Raw genomic sequence first — 26,244 nt, forward strand, 5'->3', positions numbered from 1 at the left:
GGTCAGGTCACCTTCGTGGCGTGCGTGATGCGTGGGTCAAGGAAGGGGTAGAGCAGGTCGACGATCAGGTTGACCAGCACGAAGGCGGCGGCCGAGACCGCGACGATCGCCAGCACCACCGGGATGTCCTGGCGCAGCACCGCTTCCTGGGCCAGCCGGCCGACGCCGTTGCGCGAGAAGATGGTCTCGACCAGCACGGCGCCAGACACCGTATTGCCCACCTGCAGGCCAACCAGGGTGAGAATTGGCAGGGCGGCGTTGCGCAGGGCGTGGCGGGCCTGCACCTGGGCACGGCTCAGGCCCTTGGCAAAGGCGGTGATGATGTACGGCTCGTGCCAGACGCCCTGGAAACCACGCTGCAGTACCTGCGCATACACCGCTGCGCTGGGGATGGCCAGGGTCACGGCCGGCAGTACCAGGCTGGCGAAACCCTGGCTGCCGGTGGGCGGGAACCAGCCCAGGCCAAAGGCAAACACCTGGATCAGCAGCAGCCCCATCCAGAACACCGGCACCGAGAACCCCAGTGACGGCAGGCGTGACAACACCACCTTGAGCGGCCGCCATTGCAGGTAGGCCGTGAGGTAGGCCAGGCCAATGCCACCGAGCAACGACAGCACGATGGCCAGGCCGGCCAGCGACAAGGTCTGCGGCAGGCGCTCGGCCAGCAACTCGGTGACCGGCCGGTTGAGCGACAGCGAGCGGCCCAGGTCACCCTGCACGGCGCGCCACAGCAGGTCGAAGTACTGTTCGAAAAGGCCCTTGTCCAGCCCATAGTAGGCGCGGGCCTTGGCCAAGTCTTCGGGCGACAGGCCATCGGCCTCCATGCCCGAGGCGCTGAGCATGATCGCCAGGGTGTCGCCTGGTAGCAGATAAAGGATGAAGTAGGTGATGGTGTAGGCCCCCCACAACACCAGCAGCGCCTGGCCGATACGACCGATCAGGTAGCGGTTCATGGCTGGGCGACCTGGATATCGCTGAGGAAGGCGAAGCCTTCGGCCGTCCAGCGGAAGTCCTTGACCCTGGGTGCGGTGGCGGCCTGCCAGACACGCTCGTAAAGCGGAAACGCCGAGGCTTCGTCGACCAGCAGGTCCTGCAACTGGCCGTAGGCTTGAGCCCGTTGTTCGTCGCGGGTGGCGGTGATGCCGCTGTCGAACAGCGCCTGGGCCTGAGGCAGGGTATGTGGCTCGTAGGTGTTGGTGGCGAGCGTGGCGCTGTTGGCGGCGCGCGGGTCGAGAATGGTCTGCAGGATGATCGGGTCGGCGCGGGTCATGTAGGTGGAGGTGAGGTCGTAATTGCCCGACGCATTGCCGGCAACCCATTCGGCGCGGGTCAGCACGTTGAGCTTGAGGTCGATGCCGACCTTGCGCAGTTGGTCCTGGATCAGCACGTCGCCGGCGCTTTCGGCGGGCGTAAGGTTGTAGCGCAAGGTCAGGCGCTTGCCGTCCTTGTGCCGGTAGCCATCGTCGCCCTTGTGCCAGCCGGCCGCGTCGAGCAAGCGCTCGGCGCCCTGTGGGTCGTAGCCGAGCTTGTCGGCCTGGGCCTTGAAATACGGAGTAGTCACGTCATACACCCCGGACACCACCGGGAATTCGGCGTTGTATACGGTGTGCGCGTAGCTGGTGCGGTCGATGGCCTTCTGCAAGGCCAGCCGTACCTGACGATCGCCCAGCAGGCGGTCGTTGCGGGTGTTGGGGTACAGGTTGAGCGCCGGGCCAGGCAGCGAACGGCTCTGAATGGTCGCACCCTTGGCCTGGAACAGCTTGAGGTCGACTTCGGAGAACGGGTTGCGCGGCCAGAGGATGTCGGCCTTGCCCTGCAGAAACAGGCCGTTGCGCACGCTTTCTTCGGGAATGTAGGTGATTTCCACGGTATCCAGGTGAGCGGCACCGGGGTTTTTCACATTGGCCGAGGCCCAGGCGTAGTCCGGGCGTTTGACCAGCCGTGCGCCGACTTCCGGGGTGTAGTGTTCGAGCACGAACGGGCCGGTGCCGATGATCTTGCCCAGCGAACGTTCCTGGGCGCTCAGGGCGTAGGACGCCGGCGCCAGAATGGCCAGGTTGGTGGTCGAGGTCGCCTGCAGGAAGCCCGCGTTAGGGCGTGACAGCACCAGGCGCACGGTGAAGTCATCGACCACTTCGGCGTGATCGTAGCCGGCGAGGTAGGTCGCGCCGAAGGTGGCCGGCAACTGCGCGGCGAACGCTTTGTTGGTGTCGAAGGCGGTCTTCACCGCGTGGGCGTCGAATCGCTCGCCGTTACTGAAACTGACGTCTTGGCGCAGGTGGAAGGTGTAGCTCAGGGCGTCATCGCTGACTTCCCAGCTTTTTGCCAGCCAAGGGATGATGCGGCCGCTGTCCGGATCCTGGTCGGTGAGGGATTCGGCGACATTGCGCAGCAGCACGCGGTGTTCGAGCCAGTAGACCTGGAAGGGGTCGACGCTGACCAGGGTGGTGTTGTCGCCCCAGAAGGCGATGTTGAGGGTTTTGCTGGCGGCGTTCTCGGGCGCGGGGGAGCAGCCGGCGAGGGCCAGGGCCAGGGTGCAGGCGCTGAGCAGATGGCGGGCACGGCGGAGTCGCGGCATGGGGCGTTCCTTCTGTTGAATTTGGGTTGCCTTTGGCGGCCAGTCAGTCCTGGTAGTCACGCCCCTCGCGGTCCAGCTGCCGGATCAACGCATCCCAGTGCCGCGCAATCCCTTCGCCCAGCCCATCGGAAAACCGCTTCGATTGCTCGTGAACCTTGGCAATCGCCGCCGGTGCCGCATGCAGCAGCTGGTCATTGCCCCCGGCCTGCGCCGCCACTTGAATGTTGCAGGCGCGCTCCAGCCCATGCAGCTCGCGAAACGCATGTTCGACACTGACCCCGCCAGTGAGCAGGCCGTGGTTGCGCAGGATCAGGATGTTGCTGTCACCCAGGTTGCCCACCAGGCGCTGTTGCTCGTCCAGGTCCAGGGCGACGCCTTCGTAGTCGTGGTAGAACACCCGGCTGTAATAGGCCAACGCGTGTTGGGAAATGGGCAACAGGCCATCGCGCTGGGCCGATACGGCAGCGCCGTCGCGCGTATGGGTGTGCAGGACCGCCTTGAGGTCGGGCCGGGCGCGGTGTATGGCGCTGTGGATGACGTAGCCGGCCTGATTGATGCCCAGGCCCAGCGGGTCGTCGATGATCGTGCCGTCGACATCCACCTTGACCAGGTTGGAGGCACTGATTTCATCGAACAGCAAGCCGAAGGCGTTGATCAGAAAGTGTTCGTCTGGCCCCGGTACTCGCGCCGAAAAGTGCGTGTAGATGTGGTCGGTCCAGCGGAACAGGGCGGCCAGGCGATAGGCTGCGGCCAGCTTCACCCGTACCTCCCATTCCTCGGCGCTGACGCGCTGGCGAACGGTGTTGGCTTGCGGGGATACGACGGACAATGAGCTCATGATGTTCTCCAGAAAATAGGGTCAGTAGCCGCGCTGGATATCGACCAGGTTGCGCAGCGGCGCCTGTTCGCGATAACGGGCAAAGTTGTCGAGGAACGCATCGAGCAGCGCGGGGTAGCCGTCCTCGGAAATCGCCGAGGTGTGCGGCGACAGGAATACACGGGGGTGGTCGTACAGCGGGTGGCCTGCCGGCAACGGTTCAGGGTCGGTGACATCGAGGCTGGCACGGCCGATCTGGCCGCTGTCCAGAGCTTCGAGCAGGGCGCCCTGGTCAAGCAGCCCGCCGCGGGCGATGTTGATCAGGTGCAGGCCTGGTTTGGCTGTGGCCAACACCTGGCGGTCGATCAGCCCTTGCGTGGCCGGGGTGAGCGGGGCGGCGATGACCAGGTGGTCGCTGCGTGCGAACAGGTGCTGCAAGTGCTCGGCCCGCTCGACACCGGGCACCTCGGCAAGGGGCTGGCCCGGGCGGTTCAGCGCCAGTATGCGCAGGCCCAGTGCGCTGGCCTTGTGCGCCAGGCTCTGGCCTATGCTGCCGAAGCCGAAGATACCCAGGGTGCGGCCGCGCAGGGGTGCCAACGGCGTCAGGCGCCAGTCGCTGTCCTTGACCCACAAGCCCGGCAGTTGCTTGGCGGCGGCGAACACCAGGGCCAGGGCGAATTCCGCGACCTGCTCGGCATTGGCGCCCTTGCCGCTGGTGACCGGTGGCCCCTGGAAGACCCAGTCAGGGTAGAAATCGATGCCTGACGACACCACTTGCACCCACCGCAGCGACCACGGCCAGCCGGGCGGTGGGGTGGCCACGCGGTTACCGCGTATGTTGATCGGGCGCACGATGAACACATCGGCGGGGGCATCCAGGTGCAACTGGCCTGGCGCGATGTCGATGACTTCATGGTCGGGCAGGTGCGCGCGCAGGTAGTGGTTGGCCTGGGGGTCAAGCTGGCTGGCAATGATCGAGTGGCTCATGCTGCCACCTCCGCCAAGGCTGCGCGCCCGACCTGGGCCAGCAGCACATCGTCCTGAGGTGTGTGGATGCGGCTGCACAGCACGTCACGGTAGTGCCGCTCCAGCGGGTTGCGGCGCGACAGCCCTGGATTGCCGGCGGCTTCGATGGCCAGCTCCACCGCCTGGATGGCGTTGCGGCTGACCAGGTGCTTGATCTGCCCGGCATGGCGTGGGTCGATTTGCCCGGCAACGGCCGAGTCCAGCAGGCTGCGGTTGGCGAACAGCAGGGTGTCAATGCGCCCCACCACCTCCTGAAAGCGCGGCAGGCTGGCCAGCGGCGCGCCCAGGTTGGACGGTGCCCGGCGGTTGAGGAACGCTACCAGCCAGTCACGGGCCGCCTGGGCGACGCCGTCATAGAGCGCCGGCAGCAGCACGGACATCCACAGCATGGCAGTGCCGTCGAGTTCCGGGCGCGGTGCGCTGGCGGGGCTGACACTGACGGCGTGATCCAGCGGGATCAGCACGTCGTCAAAGCGCACCTCGTGACTGCAGGTAGCACGCATGCCCAGGTGGTCCCAGTCTTCGGCGATGCTGATGCCGGGCGTGTCCTTGTGTACCAGGAAGCCCCCGACCAGCGGGTCGCGGTCGTCGCTGCGGGCCCACACCAGGTACCAAGTCAGGCCGTAGCTGCCAGTGGAGTAGATCTTGCGCCCGGACAGCCGCCAACCTTCAGTGGTGCGCCGCGCCACGGTGGCTGGCAGGCCGCCACGGGCGGGCGTGCCCAGCTCGGGCTCGACGCGAAAGGCGTTGATCAGCGCCCCGTTGGCCACCGCGTCACGGGCCACCTGCAGGCGCAGGTGCTCGGGCCAGCGGGCTTCTTCCTGCAGGCGAAAATGCTGCAGGTACTGCATGACCAGAATCAGCGCGGTGGACGGGTCGCCCTTGCCGACGGCAGCAACCACCTGGCGCGCGGTGGCCAGGTCGGCACCGCCGCCGCCCAGCGATCGGGGTACGGTGAGGCTCAGCAGGCCGTGACGATGGAGCAGGCTGAAATTGTCGGCCGGGAACTGACCGCTGCGGTCATAGCGCTCGGCGTTGGCGGCAAGGGCCTGGGTCAGTTCGGCTAGCGCGCTAGCAGATGGGGGGTGACTCATGGAGTATTCATCCCTGGAACACGGTGGGTTTCTAAGACCGTATTCGTATGGATGAACGCTGTAAAAGTCTTTTTAGTTCTATGCTAATTATTTGTTTGTAGAATAGAAGCTATTTTTATTATGCAAAAATTTTATTAAGTTGCGATTGCCATTGCCGGAGCGGCCAGCGTCACGCCTGCAGCCGATTACCGGCAATCTCGCCGAACAGCTCCACCGGCTCCTGCAGGTTGCCCAGATAACGCGGATGGAACAGCCACAAATCCACCTGCGGTTTGAAATCCGTCACGTTGACCACATCCAACGCATCCCGATGGCGGCTGCTCTGCAGCAGCGGCTCGGGCACCAGCCCCAGCCCTTGGCCGCTGGCGACGAGCCCCAGTTGCAGGTCGGTGCCAAAGGTCTCCAGGTTGATCGACAAACTCAGCCCCTGTTCGCTCAAGGCACGCTGTAGCCCCGCGCGAAAACCGCAGCCGTCAGGGTTGAGCACCCAGCCGCGGGTGTAGCAGTCTTTCAACTTGTAACTGCGCTTGCTGGCGCTGCCCTTGGCCGCCACTACCCGTAACGGCATGCGCCCTATCGAGCGGCTGGTGATGCCTTCGGGGAAGATTTTGCCGGGCGGAAACAGCGCGGCGGCCGCATCGAGTTCGCCGTTTTCCATGCGCGCGATCAGGCTGCTGCCCCAGCCGCTGGTGACCTGGGTGCGTAGCACCGGGTAGGTATCACGTATCTGCGCCAGAGCGTCGAGCAGCACCACATCGCCCAGGGTCTGCGGCACGCCCAGGCGCAAGGTGCCGGACGGGGCACCGTCATTGGCCACCAATTCACGCAGCGAGTCGATCTCGCGCAGGATCGCCTTGCATTGCTCATACACCCGCAGGCCCATTGGCGTGGGCTTGAGCGGTTTGGTGTTGCGGTCGAGGAGGGTGGCGCCGAGGTCTTCCTCGAAGTTCTGCACCCGGCGGGTGATGGCCGGCTGGGTCAGTTGCAAGGCCTCGGCGGCGAGGTTGGTCGACTGGCAGCGGATGACCGCCACGAAGGCGTCCATGTCATCGATTTTCATATTCGGCGCTCACATATTGGGGCTGTGGAACATACCTGGGGAGAATAATCCTCATTGCACGGAATGTCATAGCGCCAAGTGTGTCGAGCGCTGCCCGTCAGGCGCTTTCGCGGGCTACCAACTCGCACGTCAGCAGGTTCAGGCGCTGCACTTCGCCTTCATGGGCGACCACGCCCAGGTGCTGCAACACGCGCAAGGCCGCCACCTCGCCAATCTCCCGCGACGGCGGCCTGAGTGTGGTCAGGCTGGGCAACAGCATGTCGGCGAACGGGTAGTCGCCAAAGCCGACGATCGCCATGTCTTGCGGCAGCCGCAGCCCTGCACGTTGGCCGGCGAGCACGGCGCCTGCGGCCAGGTTGTCGTTGGCGAAGATGATCGCTTCGGGCCGCGGCGTACGGCGGATCAGCGCTTGCATCGCCTGCTTGCCCGCCTCGAACGGCGCGCAGTCAGCCGAGGGCACGAAAACCCAGGGCTCAAGCCCGGCATCGCGCAAGGCCTCGATGTACCCGTCGCGCCGCTCCAGCGCACTCAGGTCACCGGCCGCGCTGTTCTGCACGAAGGCAATGCGTCGATACCCTTTGTCCAGCAGGTAGCGGCATGCCTGCACGCCCACCTGGTGATGCAGAAAGCCGACCTGCAAGGGCGCCCGCTCGGGGCGGTAATCCCAGATTTCCACCACCGGCACGTCTGCCTCGGCCAGCATCTTTTCAGTCGCCGGGCTATGAAAATGGCTGGTGACCACCAGCGCTGCGGGCGACCAGCCGAGGAAGGCGCGTACTGCGCTCTCTTCCTGTTCTTCGCTGAAGTAGCTGGACGCCAACAGCAACTGATAGCCGTGGCGGCTGAGGGTGTCGCTGAAGGCCTGGATGGTCTGGGCGAAAATGGGCCCCGAGATGTTCGGTATCACCATGCCAACAATGCGCCCCCGCGCCGAGGCGAGGCCACCGGCAACTAGGTTAGGGACATAGCCCAGCGCCTGCACGGCAGCCTCGATGCGCTCGCGCAGGGGCGGCGACACTTGCTCGGGCTGGTTGAAGTAGCGCGACACGCTGATTGCCGAAACCTCGGCGGCGCGTGCCACGTCGGCCAGCGTGGCACGGCCTGCGCCACGACGCTTGCGGGGTGGATCCTTGGCCTGGCTCACGGGCTCGCCTCCTGGGGAAATGGCGCGATGTTAGCGCTAACGCGAGGGCGGCTGGCAAATAGCTTTATTGCATATCAATCTGACTTTTAAGTATTTGACGTGCTAAGTGACAGGCTCTGATACTTGTTCATGTTAGCGCTAACAAGCGCTGCTGTTGGCAAGCGCCTGCCACTCGCTCGAGCGAGACCAGACAACCACAGCACCCTCCGTGTCGGCCCGTGAATGTGGGCCTGGTCTGGTCCCATAAGGCAGTGAGCAGCATGCAGACAACTCCGTTTCCAACCACGCAACGCCGGCCGCTGGTCGCGGCTATTCTGTTGGCCGCCTTCGGCCAGGGCGCCCAGGCCGATGAGCCTGCCCAAGCAGCGCAAGCCACGGCGCTGGGCGCGGTGACCGTCACCGCCACCCGCCGCGAAGCCACCCTGCAGGAAGTCCCCGTGGCGGTATCGGTGATCGACGGTGAGCAGCTCGAGCGTGACAACCGCAACAACGTGGCCAGCATCGTTCAGCAGGTGCCAACCCTCAATTACCGTGCAGGCGCTTCGAACAAGGACACGTCGCTGTTCATCCGTGGTGTAGGCACCATTTCCACATCCCCCGGCGTCGAACCTACCGTGGCCACGGTGGTCGACGGCGTCGTGTTTGGCCGCCCCGGGCAGTCTACCCTCGACCTGCTCGACCTGGAGCGCATCGAGGTACTGCGTGGCCCGCAAGGCACGCTGTTCGGCAAGAACGCCTCGGCCGGTGTGCTGAACGTGGTCAGCAAGGCCATCCCCGAGCACACCCAGGGTTATGTGGACTACTCGCACTTTGGCGGTGGCGATGAGAACCGCCTGCGCTTCGGCATCGGTGGACGCCTCAGCGAACAGCTCAAGGGTTCGCTGAGCACCCTGTGGGGCGACTACGACGGCAATGGCGAAAACGTCGCCAACGGCCACGACGTCAACGGTTACCAACGCAAGGGTGCCCGTGGCAAGCTGGAGTTCGAACCCAACGAAGAGCTGCGCCTGACCCTGATCGCCGACTACATGAACGGCGAAGACACGCTGCCCAGCGGTGTGATCACCCGCGCGAGTGCCGGGGTTGCCGACCCACTGCGCCCCGTCACGCCAAGTGCCCACAACCGCGACATCAACAGCGACTTCAAGACCCATGTCGAAGACCAGAACCAGGGCCTGTCGGCCCAGCTCGACTGGCAGCTGGGTGACTACACGCTGACCTCGATCAGCGCCTGGCGCGGCTGGGACAACACCCAGTACCAGGACGGCGACCGCCGTGCATTGCTGCCCGTGACCGCCTCCCATGACAAGGGCACTGTGGACTATGACCAGTACAGCCAGGAGTTTCGCCTGACCTCGCCCAAAGGGCAGTTCAACGAGTACGTGCTCGGCGCCTTCTACATGCACGGCACCTCCAACGAAACCTACCGGCGCCTGTCGGTCAACGACAGCGTGGCCAACAACGGGCGGGCGGACTACTCGACAAGCAACGACAGCGTCGCGCTGTTCGGTGAGAACACCTTCAACTTCACTGACGACTTGCGGGCCATCTTCGGCCTGCGCTGGACCCACGACGACCTGGAATACGATCACCGCCGCGTCTCTACCTCGGCCACTGCGGTCACCGGCATCCAGCCTTCGACGGCAAGCTCGGGTTCGGTGGATGAAGACGGCTGGAGCGGGCGCACCGGCCTGCAGTACGACTTCAGCGACAACCTGACTGGCTACGTCACCTATTCGCGCGGCTACAAAGGCCCGGCCTACAACGTGTTCTTCAACATGCAGCCGCGCGACACTGACGCCCTCAAACCGGAAACCTCCGACGCCTACGAAATCGGCCTGAAAAGCACGGCGCTAGACAACCGCCTGACGGCCAACCTGGCGGTATTCCACACCGACTACGACAACTACCAGGCCAACTTCTTCGACACGGTGGCCAACCAGGTGGTAACCCGCCTGGTCAACGCCGGCAAGGTCAAGACCCAGGGTGTGGAGCTGGACGCCAGCTTCCAGGCCACGTCGCAGTTGAAGTTCACCACGGCGGTGGCCTACACCAAGGCCCGTGTCGATCACTTCAACTGCCCGGCAGGGGCGGCCGCCAACTGCAACATCGACGGTGGCCACTTGCCGTTTACCCCGGACTGGAAGACCTACGTGCGCGCGGACTACGTGATCCCGCTGGACAACGGCCTGGATGTCGAGCTTTCCAGTGACTACAGCTGGCAGGACGCGGTGCAGTTCAGCCTCGACCAGAACCCCGACACTGTGCAAGGCGCCTACGGCATCTGGAACGCCAGCATCGCCCTGGCCGACTACAACGATGGCTGGCGCGTGGCGTTGCTGGGCAAGAACCTGGGTGACAAGTCGTATGCGCAGATGCTGGCCAGCGGCGGTGACTACATCTACCGCTCCGTGCCGCGCGATGACGGGCGCTACTTCGGCGTGCAGGTGCGCAAGGACTTCTGACCAACCGCAGTATGCCGGGCACGCACGGTTGGGTGGCAGAAGCACCCACTGTGCAGGCAGCTTGCTTGCGACCTTAACCCTTCACAAGGAGATCGACATGCGTCGCCAACTCAGCCTGGGCGCCTTCCTCATGGCCACCGGGCACCACGTGGCCGCCTGGCGGCACCCGGACGTACCGGCTGACCCCATGGACTTCAGCAGCTACCGCCGCGCCGCGCAGATCGCCGAGGCTGCCTGCTTCGATGCGTTGTTCGTCGCTGACAGCGTCGCCGCGCCAACCGATGCCCTGGCCAGCCACAGCGCCCGCTCCACCTACTTCGAGCCGCTGACCTTGCTCTCGGCACTGAGCGCAGTCACCGAACACATCGGCCTGATCGCCACCGTCACCACCAGTTACAACGAGCCGTACCACGTGGCCCGCAAGTTCGCCTCGCTGGACCATCTGTCCGGTGGCCGCGCCGGCTGGAACCTGGTCACCTCCGATGCGGCCGCCGAAGCCGGCAACTTCGGCCGCCAGGCGCATATCCCGCATGCCGAGCGGTATGCCCGGGCCCGTGAGTTCCAGCAGGTGGTGCAGGGCCTGTGGGACAGCTGGGCGGACGATGCCTTCGTGCGTGACAAGGCCAGCGGGTTGTTCCACCGCCCTGATGGCGTGCGCGCACTGAACCATGCCGGTGAGCACTTTCGCGTCAAAGGCCCGCTGAACGTTGCACGTTCGCCCCAGGGGCGGCCCGTGCTGGTGCAGGCCGGGTCCTCGCAAGCCGGTCGCGAGCTGGCCGCGCAAACTGCCGAAGTGGTGTTTACCGCGCAACCGAGCCTGGTCCGCGCCCAAGCCTTCTATGCCGACCTCAAGGGCCGCCTGGCCGCGTACGGGCGGCACGAGGATTCGCTGAAGATCATGCCCGGCGTGTTTGTGGTGGTCGGGCACAGCCAGGCTGAAGCCCAAGAGAAGTACCAGCAGTTTCAGGAACGGGTCGACCCGCGTGTAGGCGTCGGTTTGCTCGGGCGCATGCTCGGCAACTTCGACCTGTCCGGGTACCCGCTTGACGGCCCGCTGCCCGAACTGCCGCCCACCGAAGATGGCCAGCGCAGCCGCCAGCAACTGCTTACCGAACTGGCCGGCAACGAACAACTGACACTGGCGCAGCTGGGCCGGCGCATCGCCGGCGGGCGAGGGCACTACAGCCTGATCGGCACCGCGACGCACATCGCCGATGAACTGCAGGCCTGGTTCGAGGGCCGCGGCGCTGATGGCTTCAACGTGCTGGTGCCGCACTTGCCCCTCGGGCTTGAGGATTTCGCCTGCCAGGTCGTGCCCGAACTGCAGCGCCGCGGGCTGTTCCGCCGCCAGTACCAGGGCCGAACCTTGCGTCAACACCTGGGCCTGCAACGCCCTGCCAATCCCTTCTTTACCGAACGAGGTCAACCATGAGCTACGCAGCCAACCCCGAGCGCTACGCGCGCATGCCTTACCGCCGTGTTGGCCGCAGTGGCCTGGTGTTGCCGGCCCTGTCCCTGGGCCTGTGGCACAATTTTGGCGACGCGACGCCTATCGACACCCAGCGCGCCTTGCTGCGCACGGCATTCGATGCCGGCATCAACCACTTCGACCTGGCCAACAATTACGGCCCGCCCTATGGCAGCGCCGAGCGCAATTTCGGCCGTTTGCTGCGTGAGGACCTGCGCAGCTACCGCGACGAGCTGGTCATCTCGAGCAAGGCGGGCTGGGACATGTGGCCTGGCCCGTACGGGCAGGGCGGCAGCTCGCGCAAATACCTGATCAGCAGCCTGGACCAGAGCCTGCAGCGCCTGGGCCTTGATTACGTCGACATCTTCTATTCGCACCGCTTCGATGCCGACACCCCGCTGGAGGAAACCGCCATTGCCCTGGCCGACATCGTGCGCCAGGGCAAGGCGCTGTATGTGGGCATTTCTTCCTACTCGGCCGGCAAGACCGCCGAGATTGCCGCACTGCTGGCTGAACTGAAAGTGCCGTTGCTGATACACCAGCCTTCGTACAACCTGTTCAACCGCTGGATCGAGCGCGACCTGCTGGCCACCACCGACGCGCTCGGCGCCGGGGTGATCGTGTTCACCGCGCTGGCGCAGGGCCTGCTCAGCGACAAGTACCTGAACGGCATTCCCGCCGATGCCCGGGTCAACCGCGCTGGCGGTGGCTCGTTGTTGCCTCAGCACCTGTCGCAGGCCAACATCGCCCGTGCCCGTGCGCTCAACGACATTGCCCGTGAGCGTGGCCAGAGCCTGGCCCAGCTGGCCCTGGCCTGGACGCTGCGCGACCCGCGCGTGAGTTCGGCGCTGATTGGCGCGAGCCGGCCCGAGCAGATCATCGAAAACGTTGCCGCGCTCGACAACCTGTCGTTCACCCCCGAGGAGCTGGCGGCCATCGACCAGTACGCCGTGGAAGGCGGGATCAACCTCTGGGAAAAACCCTCGACCGACTGGAAGGAGTGACCGATGCGTGTGCTACGCCTTGCCGTCTTGCTGCTGCTGAGCTTTGTTGGAACTGCCCAGGCGGCGGACCCTGCGACGTTACGTATTGGCTATCAGAAGGGTTCGATCAGCCTGGTCCTGGCCAAGCAGCATGGTTTTCTGGAGCAGCGCTTTGCCAATACCCGGGTCCAATGGATCGAGTTCCCGGCCGGCCCACAGATGCTCGAGGCTCTGAATATTGGCAGCCTCGACATCGGCTCCACCGGCGACATCCCGCCGATCTTCGCCCAGGCGGCTGGTGCCGACCTGCTGTACATCGGCGCGGAACCACCCAAGCCGCAAGCCGAGGTGATCCTGGTGCCCAAGGGCAGCGCGGTCGCCAGCGTCGCTGACCTTAAGGGCAAGCGGATTGCCCTGCAGAAAGGTTCCAGTGCGCATAACCTGTTGCTGCGCAGCCTGGCCAAGGCCGGCTTGAGTATCCGCGATGTGCAGCCGGTGTACCTGGCGCCCGCCGATGCCCGCGCCGCGTTCGAGCGCGGCAGCGTGGATGCCTGGGCGATCTGGGACCCGTTCTATTCGGCGATCGACCTGGAGGGCAAGGCGCGGCTGCTGGCCGACGGCCAAGGGCTGGGGTTGATCGGGCCGTTCATGCTGGGGGCGCGTGGTTATGTCGAGGCGAATGGAACGTTCGTTGGCCAACTGCTCGATGAGATCAGCCGGGCCGAGGCCCTCACGCGCAGCGATGAAGCGGGCAGCATTCAGTTGCTGGCACAGTTCATGGGGTTGCCGGAGGAGGTGGTACGGCGCAGCTTCAGCCATCGGCCAGCTTCGCCCGTGATACCGGTGAGCAATGAAATCATCGCGGCGCAGCAGCGCACGGCGGAGCTGTTTTTCCAGAACAAGGTGCTGCCCAAGCAGGTGGATATCGCCGGGGCGGTGTGGCAGCGGGATTGAACCTGTACTGTGGTGGGAGAGGCTGACTCCACCAAAAAAATTAATCTAAATCAGATAGCTAGAGTTATATGTTAATAAGTTACTTAAGGTGACTCTAAAGAGCTGCCTGCGGTTTCCAGGGTCAACCCCGCGCAAACGCCAGCAGCTTCTCGCCATCGAGCCGATACCGAAGCCACTCACTCTGCGCCTCGGCGCCCAACGACTGGTAAAACCCGATTGCCGGCGCGTTCCAGTCCAGCACGCTCCATTCCAGGCGCCCGCAATTGTTTTCCACGGCCTCGCTGGCAATATGGCGCAGCAGTTTGCGCCCAGCGCCATCGCCGCGCTGCTCGGGCGTCACGTACAGGTCTTCGAGGTAGATGCCATTGCGCCCGAGCCAGGTCGAATAGCTGTAGAAGTACACGGCAAAACCAACCGCCAGGCCATCACGCTCGCAAATCAGGCTATGCACGGTACTGCCTTCGTCAAACAGGCTGCGCTCGATGTCGTCGACAGACGCAACGACCTCGTGCCGGGCACGTTCGTAGTCGGCAAGTTCGGTGATGAATGCCAGAATCTGCGCGGCATCGGTACGCACGGCGGGGCGAATGGTGAGGCTCATGGGGCAGGCTTCCTTGAACTGAACGAGATCGGTACAGTATTTGTATCTATTTAATTTAGCGAAATTGTACCGGTCGCAAGGCAGGGCGACTCCGTTAGTGTGACAGCACCAATAATGATTGTGGAATGCCTGCCATGCTTGCCTCTGCCGACCTGCTGACAGCCTTTGTGCTGTTTGCCTTCGTATCCTCCATCACCCCGGGGCCGAACAACACCATGCTGCTGGCCTCCGGCGTGAACTTCGGCGTGCGCCGTTCGATCCCGCATGCCATTGGCATCAGTGTCGGTTTCATGGTCATGGTGCTGGCAGTCGGTTTGGGGCTGGGCGAGGTGTTCAAGGCATGGCCGGCGCTGTACACCATCCTGCGCTACACAGGCGCCGCCTACCTGTTGTACCTGGCCTGGAAGATCGCCACCTCGGGGCCGATCGGCACAGCCTCGGGCAGCGCCCGCAAACCGTTGGGCTTCTGGGGCGCTGCGGCATTTCAGTGGGTCAACCCCAAGGCCTGGGTAATGGCAGTGGGGGCAATCACCACCTACACACCGGCCCAGGGGTACGTGATGAACGTGGTCGTCATCGCCGCGCTGTTCGCCCTGGTCAACCTGCCCAGCGTCGGGGTCTGGGTCATGTTCGGCAGCGCCTTGCGCAACCTGTTGCAGAATCCGCGTTGGCTGATGCTGTTCAATGTCCTGATGGCCGTGCTACTGGTGATTTCGCTATACCCGCTGCTGTTTGTAGAATCGGCGTTTTCATAGACCGATGAGTACAGCAAGCCCATGCAGTTGATCCCGTGGTCCCACCATTGCTCCGAAGGCTTCACCCTGCGCGGCTGGCGTACACCGGCCAGTGGCAAGCCTTTGTTGCATTTTCTGCATGGCAACGGCTTCTGCTGCCTGGCCTACCAGCCGTTGCTGATGCGCCTGGGCGAGCACTTCGACCTGTGGCTGTGCGATGTGCAAGGCCATGGCGACAGCGACCATGGCGGTGCGTTTCGCGGCTGGAACCGCACGGCTGAATTGGCAGTGGAGGCGTTCGAGCGCGGGCGTGGCGAATATGGCGAGGTGTCGCGTGTTGCCCTCGGGCACAGTTTTGGTGGCGTGCTCACGGGGCTGATCCTGGCCAGTAAGCCGCAGTTGTTCGAGCGCGCCGTGCTGCTCGACCCGGTGTTGTTCAGCCGCAGCATGATCGGCGTGATGGGCGCCGCCGCGCTGGTTGGCCTGCACCAGCGCCATGCCTTGGCGCGCAAGGCTGCCAGCCGCCGCAGCCATTGGCCCGATCGCGAAACAGCGCTGGCCTCGCTGCAGGGCCGCGGTATCTTCAAAGGCTGGAGCGATGCGGCGCTGCAAGCCTATGTCGAGCATGCCATTGGCGATTGCGGCGAGGCGGTGGTACTCAAGTGTCGGCCCAGCCGCGAGGTGGAGATTTTCAGTTCGTTCCCCAAACGCATGTGGGCGAACCTGGCCGCGATCCAGACACCGACGCGGGTGCTGTATGGCGAACAGACCTACCCCTTCGTACCGCATTCGGTGAAGCGCCTGGTGGCGCTGAACCCGAACGTGACTGCCCGGCAGGTCGCGGGTGGGCACTGTTTCATGCAGGAAGACCCAGCGATGGCGGCAGCGTCCGTGCTTAGCTTTCTAAACTGAAGGTTGTCCTATTGGTGGAACGATGTATGCCATTTCAGCCGCCTACCGGCTGATTGGTATGATTGGTAAGGTGATCCCAGCCAAGAGAGAGGAGACTTCTCATGAAAAAGATTCTGGGTATTCACCGCAGCCCTCACCCCCACTGGGTAGGCGATGGCTTCCCGGTGCGCAGCCTCTTCACCTATGACAACCTGGCCAGCCAGATCAGCCCGTTCCTGTTGCTGGACTATGCCGGCCCGCACACCTTTACCCCGACTAGCGCCCGGCGCGGCGTCGGGCAACATCCGCACCGTGGTTTCGAGACCGTGACCATCGTCTACCAGGGCGAACTGGAGCACCGTGACTCGACGGGGGCGGGGGGCCTGATCGGCCCAGGCGACGTGCAATGGATGACAGCTGCCAATGGCATCCTCCATGAAGAGTTCCACGCCCCGGCGTTTGCCCGCAGTGGCGGTACGCTGGAGATGGTGCAGCTGTGGGTCAACCTGCCTGCGCGTGACAAGCGCGCTGCGGCGGGGTACCAGACGCTGCTGGCCACGGACATCCCTGTGGTGGCGCTGGACGGCGACGGTGGCAGCCTGCGGGTGATCGCAGGTGAGTACCAAGGGCAACCAGGCCCTGCGCGGACCTTTACCGCCATGGATGTCTGGGACATGCGTTTGAACGCTCAGGCGAGCGTGCAACTGCCCGTCGCGGCGGGGCGTAATGCAGCCCTGGTGGTGTTGCGCGGCAGCGTGCGGGTCAACGGTGAACGCGAAGCCGGGCCGGCCAGCCTGGTGCTGTTCGAGCGTGGCGGTGAGGGCATTGCCATCGAGGCGCTGGAAGACGCCAGCGTGCTGTTGCTCAGCGGTGAACCGATCGATGAGCCGATCGTTGGTTACGGGCCGTTCGTGATGAACAGCGAGGCAGAAATCGCAGAATCGTTCGATGATTTCCATGCCGGACGATTCGGGCAGATGCAGGCCGAGACCGCTCGTCGTTAACTGCCAGCAGCCGATCGAACAGTACTGGCCCACCAGCGATCTTCCACTAAGGTGCTAGGTGATTCCCCGCACGATCATTGCTCTGGCGCATGGACGGCCGCCGGAGCATGCGCAATATCAATTGGCACCTTGCCTGGCAAAGGCGTACCTAACCAATAGGCCATCCAGTACAGAGAGGGTCGTACAATGTCGTTGATAGGCGTTTCAATGCTGGAAATGCGGCAGATGATCGAGCAAGCCTGCCTACCTGATCACTGCGAAGTCAGTTGCGCGGATGGCGCTCACCTGACCATTCGCCTGGGCCAGGGGCAAAGCCTGGAAGAGGGGGTGACCCTGACCGGGGTAGACCTGCAGGGCCTCAACAGTTGCCGCGACGTGGTGAACCTGGTTACGCAGTTGCACGCGCTGCGTGACAAACCCACCACGCCGCTCAGGGCGATTGCCTGAGCCTGCCCGTAGAGCCCGGTCAGCCCAGGCTGGCCGGGCGCACATACTCCGGCATCAGGCCGTTGAACCAGAACAGGATCATCGACACCAGGATGGTCACCAGCACCAATAGCCCAACCCCCCACACACAGGCGGCGAACAGCATTGCCTGTTCCTTGCGCAGGCGTAAGAAAGTCTGCAAACCGCCGAACAGCAGCACGCTGGCATACGCCGAGGCGGCCAGCAGCGCCACCAGTGCCAGCCAGCGAATCGGCAGCAACCCGACAACCCCGGCAAAAAACCACGGCGTTGCGCAGTAGGCGGCAAAGCCGATGCATTGCTGCAGGCTGGGTTGTGCGTCAAAGCCGCGTGACATCCAGCGGATCATCACCCCCATGATCATCACCCCGACCACCGTGACGGCATACAGCAGGCACGCCAGCTGCGCCGCGCTGACGAGGCTCAGGCGCACGCGTTCTTCGCCGGCAAGGCTCCAGCCAAAGGTGGTAGTGCCGACGAAGAGGCACACGGCAGGGATCAACGCCAGCGCCAGCAGGCGCGGCAGGTATTGCTGCGGGTGGTCTTCTTCGGCCCGGCGGATCTCCATCCAGGCATCAGACGGGTGGGTGAAGAGCTTGAGCAACGGACTGTTCATGGCGATCTCCAGAAGGCATGGGCTCTTGTGCTATGGAGACGTGGTGTTGCCGGCAGGTTCAGCCCACTTGGCCGCCGTTGATCGGCTTATTGCAACTCCAGCAGCAGGTTGAGCCCGCCATCGCCGCACTTGCCTTGGTCACGCACCACGCCGCGGTAACTGCGGCCGTCCCAGATGAACGCCACGCTGTGGGCACGGTCGACCTTGTCAGGCAGTGGCGGGCAGATGTGCAAACGCAGCGCAGGGCGGCCCTGCAGGTTGATGGCGGCGAGCTGGCATTGGCATTCAACGCTCTGCGCCACAGGGCCGAACAACGTATCGCGTACGTAGTCGAGCTGCAGTGAGGCGTTGGGAGAGCGGCCGGGCATTTTCATCGGTGCGCAGCTCCATGGCAGGGCGTGTAGGTCATGTCGGGCTCCTCGAAAAGACTGACGCTGCTCATCTTTAGAAGCCTTGCCGGCGAAGATGTTCAAGTTTTTACGCCATTACCCCGCCTTGCGCAGGGTCAGGTTGATGCGCCGTTCGCCCATGCGCGGATGCACGCCAGGTTTGATTGGCAGCACCCCATGAAAGCGCAAGCGGTCCTCACCGCCCCAGACCAGCACATCGCCATGGTTCAGCGGTACACGCTGGGTCTTGTCCGCGCGTTGTAACCCGCCCAACAGGAACACCGCAGGCAAGCCCAGTGAAATCGACACGATCGGCTGGTCGTAGTCCTGTTCGTTGCGGTCTTGGTGCAAGCTCAGGCGGGTACCAGGCAGGTAGTGGTTGACCAGGCAGGCGTCGGCGACAAAATTGTCGAAGCCTGCGATGGCGGCTGCTCGACCTGCCAGGCTGAGCAGAACGGGCGGTAGCGCAGGCCAGGGCATGCCGCTTTGCGGGTCGGTGGAGGTGTAGCGGTAGCCTTGCGCATCACTGACCCAACCCAGCGCACCGCAATTGGTCAGCGCTACGGCCATGTGCAGGCCGCCTGGCGTCTGCATGTGCCGGAACGGCGCGGCGCGCAGCACTGGGCGCAGGGCGTCGAGCAGGGCCTCGAGCTCGGCCAGGGCGAAACCGGGCAGCAGCACGGTGTGGCTGGCCAGTCGTTGCGGCTGGGGGCCGAACAGGTCGAGGTCGGACTGGATCATGACGGGCGCACCGAATGGGGTGCTGACCATTGTAATGCTGTTGGCGTGCATGGCCTATTCGCGGCAAGCCCGCTGCAACAAAAAGGAACCGCGGCACCCGGGAGAGTGAGCACCGCGGTCCAAGGGGGAAGGGCTTACTTTTGAGTCACAGTGGCCGTGTTCGCGCTGCCCAGCTGGCTGATGGTGGCGGTTTGCGCCATACCGCTCTGGTCGACGAATGCCTTGTTGCCCTGGCCGCCCTGGGTCACGTAGGCGGCGTTGACGCTGTCGGTCTGTTTGATGGTGACCTCGTTGCCGCTACCGTAGAGCTGATTGGTGTGGCTCTGGTTGCTGTAGCCGGACTGGTCCAAGGTGATGGAGTTGCCGGTACCTTCGCTGCTGCCGAAGGCATAGTTGTCGGTGCCACGCTGGTCGGCGATGAGGATGTTGTCGCTGCCGTTCTGCTCGAAGAACAGCTCGTTGTTGCTGTCGGCCTGCTTGGTCTGCATCGCGTTGTTGTTGCCGGTCTGGTTCAGCGTGGCCAGCTGGTTGTCACCATTCTGCGTCAGGTTGACGCCGTTGCCGTTGCCGTACTGGTTGATCACGGCGGTCTGGTTTGTACCAAACTGGCCGCCCATCTTGTCGCCTTTCCAGTTGCTGGCGGTGATCTTGTTGCCGTTGCCTTGGGTGGTCACGGTCAGGTTGAGGTTTTCACCGTTCTGGTAGGTGTAGTGCAGGTTGTTGCTGCCCTTCTGCGAAATGGTGGTGGTCGAGTTGTTGCTCTCGAACTGATCCGACCAGCTGGCGTTGGCCTTGCCATTTTGCGTGAGGCTGGCCTTGTTGGCTTCGCCGAAACTTTGGTCGATGTAGCCTTCGTTGAGCTGGCCGGTCTGAGTGACGTTGGCCTGGCTGCCCACCTGGGTGTCCTGCCATACCTCCACCGAGTTGCCAGTGCCGGTCTGGTTGAGGCCGATGGTGCCGCCTTGGCCGTCGCGCTGGTCACCGTAGGCCCAGTTCTCCTTGCCGTCCTGGTAGATCTGGATGTTGCCGTCGTTGTGGGTCAGGTGCTCGGCAGCGGCATAGTTGTCGGCGCCGGCCTGCATGATCAGGCTCTGGTTGTTGCTGCCGCCGAACATCTGCTCGGCGAAGGCTTCGTTGCGCTGGCCCGATTGCAGGGTGGTGACTTGGCTGCCTAGCTGGGTGTCCTGCCACACGGTCGAGTGGTTCTCGCTGCCTTGCTGGGTCTGCAGGACCTGGTTGTTTTCGCCCAGCGACTGGCTGGCGAAGGCATCGTTGTAGCTGCCCCCGGCCTGCTGGGTGATCTGGCTGCCGTTTTCGAACAGTTGCTCGGCGTACCCCGCGTTGTACGAGCCGGTAGCGCTCTGCTGGATATCACTGGTGCTGTCGGCCTGCACTGCCAGGTGGTTGTGGCCCTTGCCGGTCTGGGTCTGGGTGGCCGAGGCGAACGGTGCGAGGGTCTGGGTCACTTCGGCAATGTTTTCCTTGCCGTCCTGAGTCTGCGTCGAAGTGCTGTCGGCAGCCATGACCTGACCTGCAAGGGCCAGGACGATAGCGGCACTTAGGGGAGCGAGCTTGAACATGGTGGTGCCTCCAGGTCTATCGGTATTGGGTGATCTGAACATGCTGGCCATTGCCGGCTTGGGTCACGGAGCTGTTGAGGCCCGTGCCGGACTGCACGATGCTGGCGCTGTTGTCGTTGCCGATCTGGTCGATGGCAGCGCTGTTGCTGCTGCCGCTCTGGCGGATCGACGCGCTGTTGCCATTACCCTGCTGGCTGATGCTGGCCATCAGGTCACTGCCTTCCTGCAGGATGTACGCCTCCTGTGCGCCCCCGGCCTGGACGATGCGGCCCAGCAGGGCCTGGCCGTTCTGGTCGAGGGCGGCGCGGTTGCCGTTGCCTTGCTGTTCGATCACCGCGGCCTGGCCGGCGCCGACCGGTAACAGGCGGATGATCACGGGGTCGCCGAGGTCACTGCCGGGCGCAAGGTCGGCGTTGTCCATCAGGTCTTCGGCCCCCCTGGCCTGGCCCGCCAGGGCCAGGCAGAGCAGCAGTGGATACAGGCATTTCATGGCGTTCTCCGGCTTTTCACTGCACGACTACGTTGACGGTGCGGGTGGTGCCTGGGCTGGTGGTGATAGTCGCCGTCGGCGCGGCGTTCGGGATTACTGTGGTACTGTTGCTGACGGCCAGGCGCCAGCGGCCGGTGACCGGTACCGTGGTGGTGCCCAGTGTCTGCACGCCAGTGGTGGTGGTGACCCGCACGGTAACGACGTTGCCGGTGGTCACCGATGAGGTGCCGCTGATGTCCCAGTTGTAACGGTTGTTGGAGCGTGCCGTGACCGTGGCTGCGGTGACCGCGAAGGTCTCGGCAGCGGGGCGTGGCGACACGTTGACGGTGACGGTGGCGCTGTTGGACAGCGCCCCCAGCGCGTCACGCACCTGGTAGGTGAAGGTGGTGGTGAAGGCCGTCGTGACGGTCGCCGGTGGTGTGTAGGTGACAGTGGTGCCGTCAGTGCTGACGGTCCCTCTGCCTGCCGCCGGCTGGGTCACACTGGCAACCACCAGGGGCAGATTGCCTTCTGGATCGGTAGCGCCGGCCAGCGCGTTGATGGTGAGCGCTACACCGAGCGTGGCGACGGTTTGAGCGGCTGCGGTCGGTGCCTGGTTGGGTGCGACATTGACCGTAACCGTTGCCGGTTCCGACTTCAGGCCTTTGGCATCCACGGCCCGATAGCTGAAGGTGGCCACCAGCGGTTGCGTGGCCCCGACCGGCGGGGTGTAGGTCACCGACGTGCTGCCGTTGAGTACTACGCCGCCCAGGCCGGTACCCGGTTGGGTCAGGTCGCTGATGGTCAGCGGTACGTTGCCGTCCGGGTCGCTGTCGTTCAGCAGCAGGTTCAGGCTCAGCGGCACCCCGACACTGGTGCTGCCAATATCGGCCTGGGCCAGCGGTGGCTGGTTGGCGGCTTCGACAGGCGCATTGCCGACCACCACTACAGGCTCGACATCGCTGCCGCCATGGCCAGACTTGACCGTGACGGTCGCAGGCGGCTGGGCAATATCGTTGACCGTCAGGCTTTGCAGCGTGCCGGACTTGGACAGCCGTCCGTAGCCTTGGGCCACCAGGTCAGGGATCGCCACTTCGTCACTGGAGCGGGCTTCGATGAACAGGCGTTTATTGGCCCAGTCGTAGCGTGCGGTGCTTACCTTGACCACATCGCTGAGCTTGCTCGACAACGCCGTTGGCTGTGTGGTGCCGGTGGCGCTGCTGCCGGTAACCACCACCACCGGTGGCGGCGCAGCCTGGCTCAGTTGCTGGCTGAAGAACAGCCCGTTGTTGTCCGGCAGCAGGCTGAACTGGCAAGGCGAAGGCGGTGAGCCGATCAATGCCAAGCCATTGCGCATGCACACGCTGGCATTGTTGGGCGCTTTGGCAAAGACCTCGACACGGGTCCCGGCGCCGTTGCGCGAGTAGGTGGCACGTTCCAGGGTGACGGGCGTTTGCGCGCGTTGATCGAGCACTTTGCCGGACACCGTGAAGGCATTGGTCTGGATAGCGCCAGGTGGGCCTTCGATGCGCACGAAGTTGGTGTTGAAGGGGCTGCCGACCACCGCTTCGGTGATGTTCGGGTCGCCGATAAAGGTTTCGGTCGAGCCGGTGTCCGGGTTGACCGCGGTATAGGGGCCGCCGACGCCGCGTAGCCAAGGCCCGAGGTTACCGTTGAGTGGCCCGCGGAAATTGCCTGGCGCGCCGATACCGATGTCGCGGGTGATATTGATCGCCCGCCGGCCGGCCGTGGTGACGTTGACCGTCTCTACCCCATAAGGGTGGGTAATGGTGTAGACGCCTGTGCGCGGCACCGAGGCGCGGATTCGGATGCGGGCAAAGCTCTGCTGGTCGCCGTCCACCGGGTTCTCGGCGGCAAACGCCGCTTCCAGGCCGGCGACGTAAACTTCCAGCTCGTAGCCACTGTTGCCTACCTGCGGTATCTCGGTCTCGGCCAGGAACCAGAACATCTCTGGCGGCCAGTTGTCGGGGAATACCAGCGGCAGGGTATCGTCATAGATGCCAGGTTCGGGCAGCAGGGTGCACATGTAGGCAGGGGCGCCGGGGCCACCAGGTGCTCGGGTGCTGGTTGCCCGCGACTGGCACAACTCCAGCGACAGGTCGTTGGCGTCCTTGTACCACATGGGATAACCGCCAGTGGCAAAGGTGTACGGGCCTGGGTCGACATCGGACAACGCGGCAAAGGCGGCGCTGGTCACGGTGAGGGAAAAACCGGCGGCGAACAGCGCACGGCGTGGCCAAGTGTTCATGCTGCCTCCTTGAAGGCTGAGCCTTTGTCTGTTCATGGCACCAGCACCACGTCTTCGCTGTCGCTACCACCATTGGCGCTGGTGACTTGCACCTTGGCCGGGGGGATGGGCGAGAGGGTTGTGCTCAATGTCTTCACCGCGCCGTTGCCACTGAGGTTGCCGATCAACGTGCCGTTGGCGGTGTGGGCAGTCAGCACAGGCGGGCTGGTTTCATCGCTGGTGCTGGCGACCAGCGTCAGCTGGCCGGTGGACAGGCGGTATTCGGCCTGGGTGATGGTCACCAGGTCGGTCAGTGGCAGGTTGGCTGTGGTCAGGCTGCTGGTCGGGATGGCCACACTGTTGTCGGCGGTCAGCACCAGCGTTGTTGGCACCGCTGGGTTGAGAACCGACTGGGCATACCAGGCACCGGTGCCGTTGGCTTCGGTCAGGCTCAGGTTTGGGGTCTGGCTGGTCAGGGTGACGGTCGCAGGCGGCGGCGGGGCCATGACGAACACATCTTGCTGGGCGCGCAGGTCGCCATTTTCGGTACGCCGCGAGTAGGTGGTGCGTAGCGGCATCAACGGGGTAGGCAGGGCGACGTTGGAGAGCTTGCCTGAGATCGAGAACAGCTCGGTACGCAGGTCGATGCCGCCGGGGCCTTCGATGCGCACGAAGTTGGTGTTGAACGGGCTGCCGGTCACACGCTCTTCCAGGTTCGGGTCGCCGATGAAGCGTTCGCTGCCCTCGGTGTAAGGGCCATTTACACTGCGCAGGAACGGGCCGACATCGCCTTTGAGCGCACCGGTAAAGTCGCCTGCACCGGCGATGCCGATGTCGCGGGTCATGTTGATTGCCCGACGCCCGCCGGCCGGTACATCGAACACATCGACACCATAGGGGTGGGTGACCACGTAGGTACCTGCCGTCGGCACATCAACCCGGATCCGCACCCGGGCGAAGCTGACTTGATCGCCTTCGACCGGTTCTTCGGCGGCGAACGCCGCCTCGATGGCCGTGCCGTAGCTCAGGTCGATGCCGCGTGCCGCGTCGACGATGGCGGCGTCAGCGGTAAACCAGAAGGCCTCGTCGGGGAAGTTGGTGGGGAAGGCGATGGGTTGGGTGTCATCGAACACCCCGGGGGTTGGCAGCAGTGTGCACATGTACGCCGGTGCGCCGGGCGCGCCGGCGGCCCTGGAACTCACCGCTTTGGTCAGGCACAGGTCGAGGGTACGACCGTGGCTATCCTGATACCAACCTGCAAAGTTGCCGTTGCCAAGGTTATAGGGACCGGGGTCGACAGCGTTCAACGCAGCCTGCGCCGGGAGCTGGAGCATGCCGGCGAAAATCGCCACTGCCAGCGGGTGGGGTATCGGTCGGTGCATGAGTCAATTCCTCCTGCAAACGGGCCCATGGACTTGGGGCGTCTGGCAGGAGATCGGCAATAGGCGTGCCAAACCGTGGTTGTCGGGCTGCAGGCCTTGCGGCACAAGGGCTGCAGACTTTTCGTCAGGTTTATCGGCAACTTGCCTATGGGCCCCGTATCCCCAGCATTGGGGGTTGGGCCGGTGGTTGCGACCCACTCCCTAGAACCGGTTGGGCTTGTGCGTAGCCCGCTTCTATATCGGCGATTTTGGTGCTTTGGGTGTACGCGGTTTACGTGGCTTTTTCGCTGGGCGCTTGCCAGGTTTGAGCTGCCAGCGATCGGCATTGGCGAGCAGGCGCTCTTGAATTTCGGGCGGGTAGTCACTCAAGGTAGTGGGTGAAGGTACTGGTTTACCGGGCAAACCGGCCTCACGGATCACCTTCGGCCAGCGGGGTCGCCAGCACAGCAGCAGGCTGATCCAGTGCGCGGTGCCGATGATGACGAAAGCGGGCCAGACCATGAGCATTACGAGTTTGAACAGCCAACTGCTTTTGCGGAAGAAACGGCCAAGGCCTTCGAACTGGGCGCTGAATGCCTGGATGGGCGAAGGCAGCCGGGTGCTCAGTCGGGGGCGGGGGACGGCGTGTGGGCCTTCTTCCATGTAGCGGCGGATGAATTCCCATTCATCACGGAGTTCGCTACCGCCCTGGCCTTGCTTGCCGATCAGGGCCATTTCCATATGGGGAAGGCCGGTGTGGCTGGGGTGCCAGATCAGGCCAAGTCTCATTCCCACGCTGAGCGAGTCGTCTTCTGGATCAAGACCTGTGCTTCCGGTTGTTCTCCAAGGAAATGTTACGATGCCACCACATGAAGGCGGTCGATGAAGATGAACTTGCTGAGTTTTCCGATTGAAGCGAATAAGTAAGTGGCGGCTGGTCAACATTTCCAGGCGTGTAAATTGCAAGCCGTACCTTATGTAGAAGTAAATGATTGCGCCATCCATCAGGCTCATAAGTAAAGCAAGGATAATGTCTAGTGGGGAGGTATCGTAAGGTGAGAATATGTTTAGATAAATTGAGCTAAGCGTCATCGTGACCCCGGTATACAATATTGGAATCAAACTCCCTAAGGTCATCAATGTAATTAGTCCGCGTTTTTCTTCTGAGCCCCCGCAACGCATTTCCATATAGGTATCGTTGAGCGTAAAGACTGGCCCCCGCACTTTTGGCGCTTCGCTGACAGAGCGAAAGTGTGTTTCTTTCTCGAAGTCGCCCTCATAAAAATCCCTATCTGCACGTTTATCCGGCGCACTTCTTTCGGCATCAAATTTCTTGCGTGCGACGTCCGGCTCTATGGCCATTTGCCACAAGCCCCATTCAATTATATACATTACAGGGCCTCGCTGAATGCTGAGTACAACGCTGCTAGCTCTTCCTGTTCATCATATGATTTGGTGTTTTTCTCTAAGCGGTAGCTGCTCCGCTTGCACCACTTTTCCAATGCGTCGTCTTCAAATATGTAGATTAATACAGTTAGGATCAAGCCCAGCCAGAA

Annotated in this window: 24 protein-coding genes; 8 read left to right on the forward strand and 16 right to left on the reverse strand. The window is 63.7% G+C overall.

Features of this window, described 5'->3' with window-relative positions; all coding sequences use genetic code 11:
* Positions 1 to 2: 2 nt before the first annotated feature.
* The 7 genes from NP534_RS04130 to NP534_RS04160 all read right to left on the reverse strand — a co-directional run bounded on the left by NP534_RS04130 (position 3) and on the right by NP534_RS04160 (position 7,719).
* Positions 3 to 953, reverse strand: a complete 951-nt coding sequence (locus tag NP534_RS04130) for an ABC transporter permease (protein WP_274097857.1) — start codon at positions 951 to 953, stop codon at positions 3 to 5.
* On the reverse strand, positions 950 to 2,578 hold the full coding sequence (locus NP534_RS04135) for an ABC transporter substrate-binding protein (RefSeq protein WP_274097858.1): 1,629 nt from the start codon (positions 2,576 to 2,578) through the stop codon (positions 950 to 952). Before NP534_RS04135 ends, NP534_RS04130 begins: the two co-directional genes overlap by 4 nt.
* Before the next feature lie 43 nt (positions 2,579 to 2,621).
* A complete protein-coding gene (locus NP534_RS04140; protein ID WP_274097859.1) occupies positions 2,622 to 3,416 on the reverse strand; it encodes a class II aldolase/adducin family protein in 795 nt (264 codons plus the stop codon).
* 21 nt (positions 3,417 to 3,437) lie between these two features.
* Positions 3,438 to 4,382 carry a D-isomer specific 2-hydroxyacid dehydrogenase family protein gene (locus NP534_RS04145; protein WP_274097860.1) on the reverse strand — a complete coding sequence of 315 codons (945 nt, stop codon included), beginning with the start codon at positions 4,380 to 4,382 and terminating at the stop codon, positions 3,438 to 3,440.
* A complete protein-coding gene (locus NP534_RS04150) occupies positions 4,379 to 5,515 on the reverse strand; it encodes an acyl-CoA dehydrogenase family protein (protein ID WP_274097861.1) in 1,137 nt (378 codons plus the stop codon). Before NP534_RS04150 ends, NP534_RS04145 begins: the two co-directional genes overlap by 4 nt.
* A gap of 169 nt (positions 5,516 to 5,684) precedes the next feature.
* The gene (locus NP534_RS04155) at positions 5,685 to 6,575 is read right to left on the reverse strand and encodes a LysR family transcriptional regulator (protein WP_274097862.1); all 891 of its coding nucleotides are present in this window, start codon (positions 6,573 to 6,575) and stop codon (positions 5,685 to 5,687) included.
* Positions 6,576 to 6,672: 97 nt separating this feature from the next.
* Positions 6,673 to 7,719 (reverse strand): LacI family DNA-binding transcriptional regulator, encoded by a 1,047-nt coding sequence (locus tag NP534_RS04160; RefSeq protein ID WP_274097863.1) that lies wholly within the window; start codon positions 7,717 to 7,719, stop codon positions 6,673 to 6,675.
* Positions 7,720 to 7,979: 260 nt separating this feature from the next.
* On the opposite strand from NP534_RS04160, the gene NP534_RS04165 reads away from it, so the two are divergent.
* The 4 genes from NP534_RS04165 (at position 7,980) to NP534_RS04180 (ending at position 13,589) form a co-directional block, all read left to right on the forward strand.
* On the forward strand, positions 7,980 to 10,184 hold the full coding sequence (locus NP534_RS04165) for a TonB-dependent receptor (protein ID WP_274097864.1): 2,205 nt from the start codon (positions 7,980 to 7,982) through the stop codon (positions 10,182 to 10,184).
* 97 nt (positions 10,185 to 10,281) lie between these two features.
* A complete protein-coding gene (locus tag NP534_RS04170; protein WP_274097865.1) occupies positions 10,282 to 11,616 on the forward strand; it encodes an LLM class flavin-dependent oxidoreductase in 1,335 nt (444 codons plus the stop codon).
* Positions 11,613 to 12,656 carry an L-glyceraldehyde 3-phosphate reductase gene (gene mgrA, locus NP534_RS04175; protein WP_274097866.1) on the forward strand — a complete coding sequence of 348 codons (1,044 nt, stop codon included), beginning with the start codon at positions 11,613 to 11,615 and terminating at the stop codon, positions 12,654 to 12,656. Before NP534_RS04170 ends, mgrA begins: the two co-directional genes overlap by 4 nt.
* Positions 12,657 to 12,659: 3 nt before the next feature.
* Entirely contained in the window at positions 12,660 to 13,589 is a 930-nt protein-coding gene (locus NP534_RS04180) for an aliphatic sulfonate ABC transporter substrate-binding protein (protein WP_274097867.1), read from the forward strand.
* A 121-nt stretch (positions 13,590 to 13,710) separates the two neighbouring features.
* On the opposite strand, the gene NP534_RS04185 is transcribed toward NP534_RS04180, so the two are convergent.
* Positions 13,711 to 14,190, reverse strand: coding sequence for a GNAT family N-acetyltransferase (locus NP534_RS04185; protein WP_274097868.1), 480 nt, complete (start codon positions 14,188 to 14,190; stop codon positions 13,711 to 13,713).
* 125 nt (positions 14,191 to 14,315) lie between these two features.
* Between NP534_RS04185 and NP534_RS04190 the strand changes: the two genes are divergently transcribed.
* The 4 genes from NP534_RS04190 to NP534_RS04205 all read left to right on the forward strand — a co-directional run bounded on the left by NP534_RS04190 (position 14,316) and on the right by NP534_RS04205 (position 17,266).
* Positions 14,316 to 14,945: a LysE family translocator gene (locus tag NP534_RS04190; protein WP_077068416.1), complete on the forward strand. Its 630-nt coding sequence runs from the start codon at positions 14,316 to 14,318 to the stop codon at positions 14,943 to 14,945.
* A 21-nt stretch (positions 14,946 to 14,966) separates the two neighbouring features.
* Positions 14,967 to 15,836, forward strand: a complete 870-nt coding sequence (locus tag NP534_RS04195) for an alpha/beta fold hydrolase (RefSeq protein ID WP_274097869.1) — start codon at positions 14,967 to 14,969, stop codon at positions 15,834 to 15,836.
* A gap of 101 nt (positions 15,837 to 15,937) precedes the next feature.
* Entirely contained in the window at positions 15,938 to 16,819 is an 882-nt protein-coding gene (locus tag NP534_RS04200) for a pirin family protein (RefSeq protein ID WP_274097870.1), read from the forward strand.
* Positions 16,820 to 17,005: 186 nt separating this feature from the next.
* The gene (locus NP534_RS04205; protein ID WP_274097871.1) at positions 17,006 to 17,266 is read left to right on the forward strand and encodes a DUF1652 domain-containing protein; all 261 of its coding nucleotides are present in this window, start codon (positions 17,006 to 17,008) and stop codon (positions 17,264 to 17,266) included.
* 19 nt (positions 17,267 to 17,285) lie between these two features.
* Here NP534_RS04205 and NP534_RS04210 read toward each other — a convergent pair whose 3' ends face one another.
* The 8 genes from NP534_RS04210 to NP534_RS04245 all read right to left on the reverse strand — a co-directional run bounded on the left by NP534_RS04210 (position 17,286) and on the right by NP534_RS04245 (position 26,080).
* Entirely contained in the window at positions 17,286 to 17,900 is a 615-nt protein-coding gene (locus tag NP534_RS04210; protein ID WP_047583215.1) for a Yip1 family protein, read from the reverse strand.
* Between the two features lie 86 nt (positions 17,901 to 17,986).
* Positions 17,987 to 18,274 carry a hypothetical protein gene (locus NP534_RS04215; protein WP_274097872.1) on the reverse strand — a complete coding sequence of 96 codons (288 nt, stop codon included), beginning with the start codon at positions 18,272 to 18,274 and terminating at the stop codon, positions 17,987 to 17,989.
* A gap of 111 nt (positions 18,275 to 18,385) precedes the next feature.
* Positions 18,386 to 19,030 carry a DNA oxidative demethylase AlkB gene (alkB, locus tag NP534_RS04220; RefSeq protein ID WP_274097873.1) on the reverse strand — a complete coding sequence of 215 codons (645 nt, stop codon included), beginning with the start codon at positions 19,028 to 19,030 and terminating at the stop codon, positions 18,386 to 18,388.
* Between the two features lie 134 nt (positions 19,031 to 19,164).
* The gene (locus tag NP534_RS04225; protein ID WP_274097874.1) at positions 19,165 to 20,610 is read right to left on the reverse strand and encodes a curlin; all 1,446 of its coding nucleotides are present in this window, start codon (positions 20,608 to 20,610) and stop codon (positions 19,165 to 19,167) included.
* A gap of 16 nt (positions 20,611 to 20,626) precedes the next feature.
* The gene (locus NP534_RS04230; RefSeq protein ID WP_033697986.1) at positions 20,627 to 21,100 is read right to left on the reverse strand and encodes a curlin; all 474 of its coding nucleotides are present in this window, start codon (positions 21,098 to 21,100) and stop codon (positions 20,627 to 20,629) included.
* 16 nt (positions 21,101 to 21,116) lie between these two features.
* Entirely contained in the window at positions 21,117 to 23,348 is a 2,232-nt protein-coding gene (locus NP534_RS04235; RefSeq protein ID WP_274097875.1) for an Ig-like domain-containing protein, read from the reverse strand.
* 32 nt (positions 23,349 to 23,380) lie between these two features.
* Positions 23,381 to 24,709, reverse strand: a complete 1,329-nt coding sequence (locus NP534_RS04240; RefSeq protein ID WP_274097876.1) for a hypothetical protein — start codon at positions 24,707 to 24,709, stop codon at positions 23,381 to 23,383.
* A 234-nt stretch (positions 24,710 to 24,943) separates the two neighbouring features.
* Entirely contained in the window at positions 24,944 to 26,080 is a 1,137-nt protein-coding gene (locus NP534_RS04245) for a DUF6708 domain-containing protein (protein WP_274097877.1), read from the reverse strand.
* Between the last annotated feature and the right edge of the window lie 164 nt (positions 26,081 to 26,244).

This window comes from Pseudomonas sp. 39004 (genome assembly GCF_028682155.1).
GTDB lineage: Bacteria > Pseudomonadota > Gammaproteobacteria > Pseudomonadales > Pseudomonadaceae > Aquipseudomonas > Aquipseudomonas capeferrum.

What these genes read in the sequence shown, in the direction of transcription:
- NP534_RS04130 (WP_274097857.1), bottom strand. Translation starts at nt 953, where the DNA reads ATGAACCGCTACCTGATCGGTCGTATCGGCCAGGCGCTGCTGGTGTTG.
- NP534_RS04135 (WP_274097858.1), bottom strand. Translation starts at nt 2,578, where the DNA reads ATGCCGCGACTCCGCCGTGCCCGCCATCTGCTCAGCGCCTGCACCCTG.
- NP534_RS04140 (WP_274097859.1), bottom strand. Translation starts at nt 3,416, where the DNA reads ATGAGCTCATTGTCCGTCGTATCCCCGCAAGCCAACACCGTTCGCCAG.
- NP534_RS04145 (WP_274097860.1), bottom strand. Translation starts at nt 4,382, where the DNA reads ATGAGCCACTCGATCATTGCCAGCCAGCTTGACCCCCAGGCCAACCAC.
- NP534_RS04150 (WP_274097861.1), bottom strand. Translation starts at nt 5,515, where the DNA reads ATGAGTCACCCCCCATCTGCTAGCGCGCTAGCCGAACTGACCCAGGCC.
- NP534_RS04155 (WP_274097862.1), bottom strand. Translation starts at nt 6,575, where the DNA reads ATGAAAATCGATGACATGGACGCCTTCGTGGCGGTCATCCGCTGCCAG.
- NP534_RS04165 (WP_274097864.1), top strand. Translation starts at nt 7,980, where the DNA reads ATGCAGACAACTCCGTTTCCAACCACGCAACGCCGGCCGCTGGTCGCG.
- NP534_RS04170 (WP_274097865.1), top strand. Translation starts at nt 10,282, where the DNA reads ATGCGTCGCCAACTCAGCCTGGGCGCCTTCCTCATGGCCACCGGGCAC.
- mgrA (WP_274097866.1), top strand. Translation starts at nt 11,613, where the DNA reads ATGAGCTACGCAGCCAACCCCGAGCGCTACGCGCGCATGCCTTACCGC.
- NP534_RS04180 (WP_274097867.1), top strand. Translation starts at nt 12,660, where the DNA reads ATGCGTGTGCTACGCCTTGCCGTCTTGCTGCTGCTGAGCTTTGTTGGA.
- NP534_RS04185 (WP_274097868.1), bottom strand. Translation starts at nt 14,190, where the DNA reads ATGAGCCTCACCATTCGCCCCGCCGTGCGTACCGATGCCGCGCAGATT.
- NP534_RS04190 (WP_077068416.1), top strand. Translation starts at nt 14,316, where the DNA reads ATGCCTGCCATGCTTGCCTCTGCCGACCTGCTGACAGCCTTTGTGCTG.
- NP534_RS04195 (WP_274097869.1), top strand. Translation starts at nt 14,967, where the DNA reads ATGCAGTTGATCCCGTGGTCCCACCATTGCTCCGAAGGCTTCACCCTG.
- NP534_RS04200 (WP_274097870.1), top strand. Translation starts at nt 15,938, where the DNA reads ATGAAAAAGATTCTGGGTATTCACCGCAGCCCTCACCCCCACTGGGTA.
- NP534_RS04205 (WP_274097871.1), top strand. Translation starts at nt 17,006, where the DNA reads ATGTCGTTGATAGGCGTTTCAATGCTGGAAATGCGGCAGATGATCGAG.
- NP534_RS04210 (WP_047583215.1), bottom strand. Translation starts at nt 17,900, where the DNA reads ATGAACAGTCCGTTGCTCAAGCTCTTCACCCACCCGTCTGATGCCTGG.
- NP534_RS04215 (WP_274097872.1), bottom strand. Translation starts at nt 18,274, where the DNA reads ATGAAAATGCCCGGCCGCTCTCCCAACGCCTCACTGCAGCTCGACTAC.
- alkB (WP_274097873.1), bottom strand. Translation starts at nt 19,030, where the DNA reads ATGATCCAGTCCGACCTCGACCTGTTCGGCCCCCAGCCGCAACGACTG.
- NP534_RS04225 (WP_274097874.1), bottom strand. Translation starts at nt 20,610, where the DNA reads ATGTTCAAGCTCGCTCCCCTAAGTGCCGCTATCGTCCTGGCCCTTGCA.
- NP534_RS04230 (WP_033697986.1), bottom strand. Translation starts at nt 21,100, where the DNA reads ATGAAATGCCTGTATCCACTGCTGCTCTGCCTGGCCCTGGCGGGCCAG.
- NP534_RS04235 (WP_274097875.1), bottom strand. Translation starts at nt 23,348, where the DNA reads ATGAACACTTGGCCACGCCGTGCGCTGTTCGCCGCCGGTTTTTCCCTC.
- NP534_RS04240 (WP_274097876.1), bottom strand. Translation starts at nt 24,709, where the DNA reads ATGCACCGACCGATACCCCACCCGCTGGCAGTGGCGATTTTCGCCGGC.
- NP534_RS04245 (WP_274097877.1), bottom strand. Translation starts at nt 26,080, where the DNA reads ATGTATATAATTGAATGGGGCTTGTGGCAAATGGCCATAGAGCCGGAC.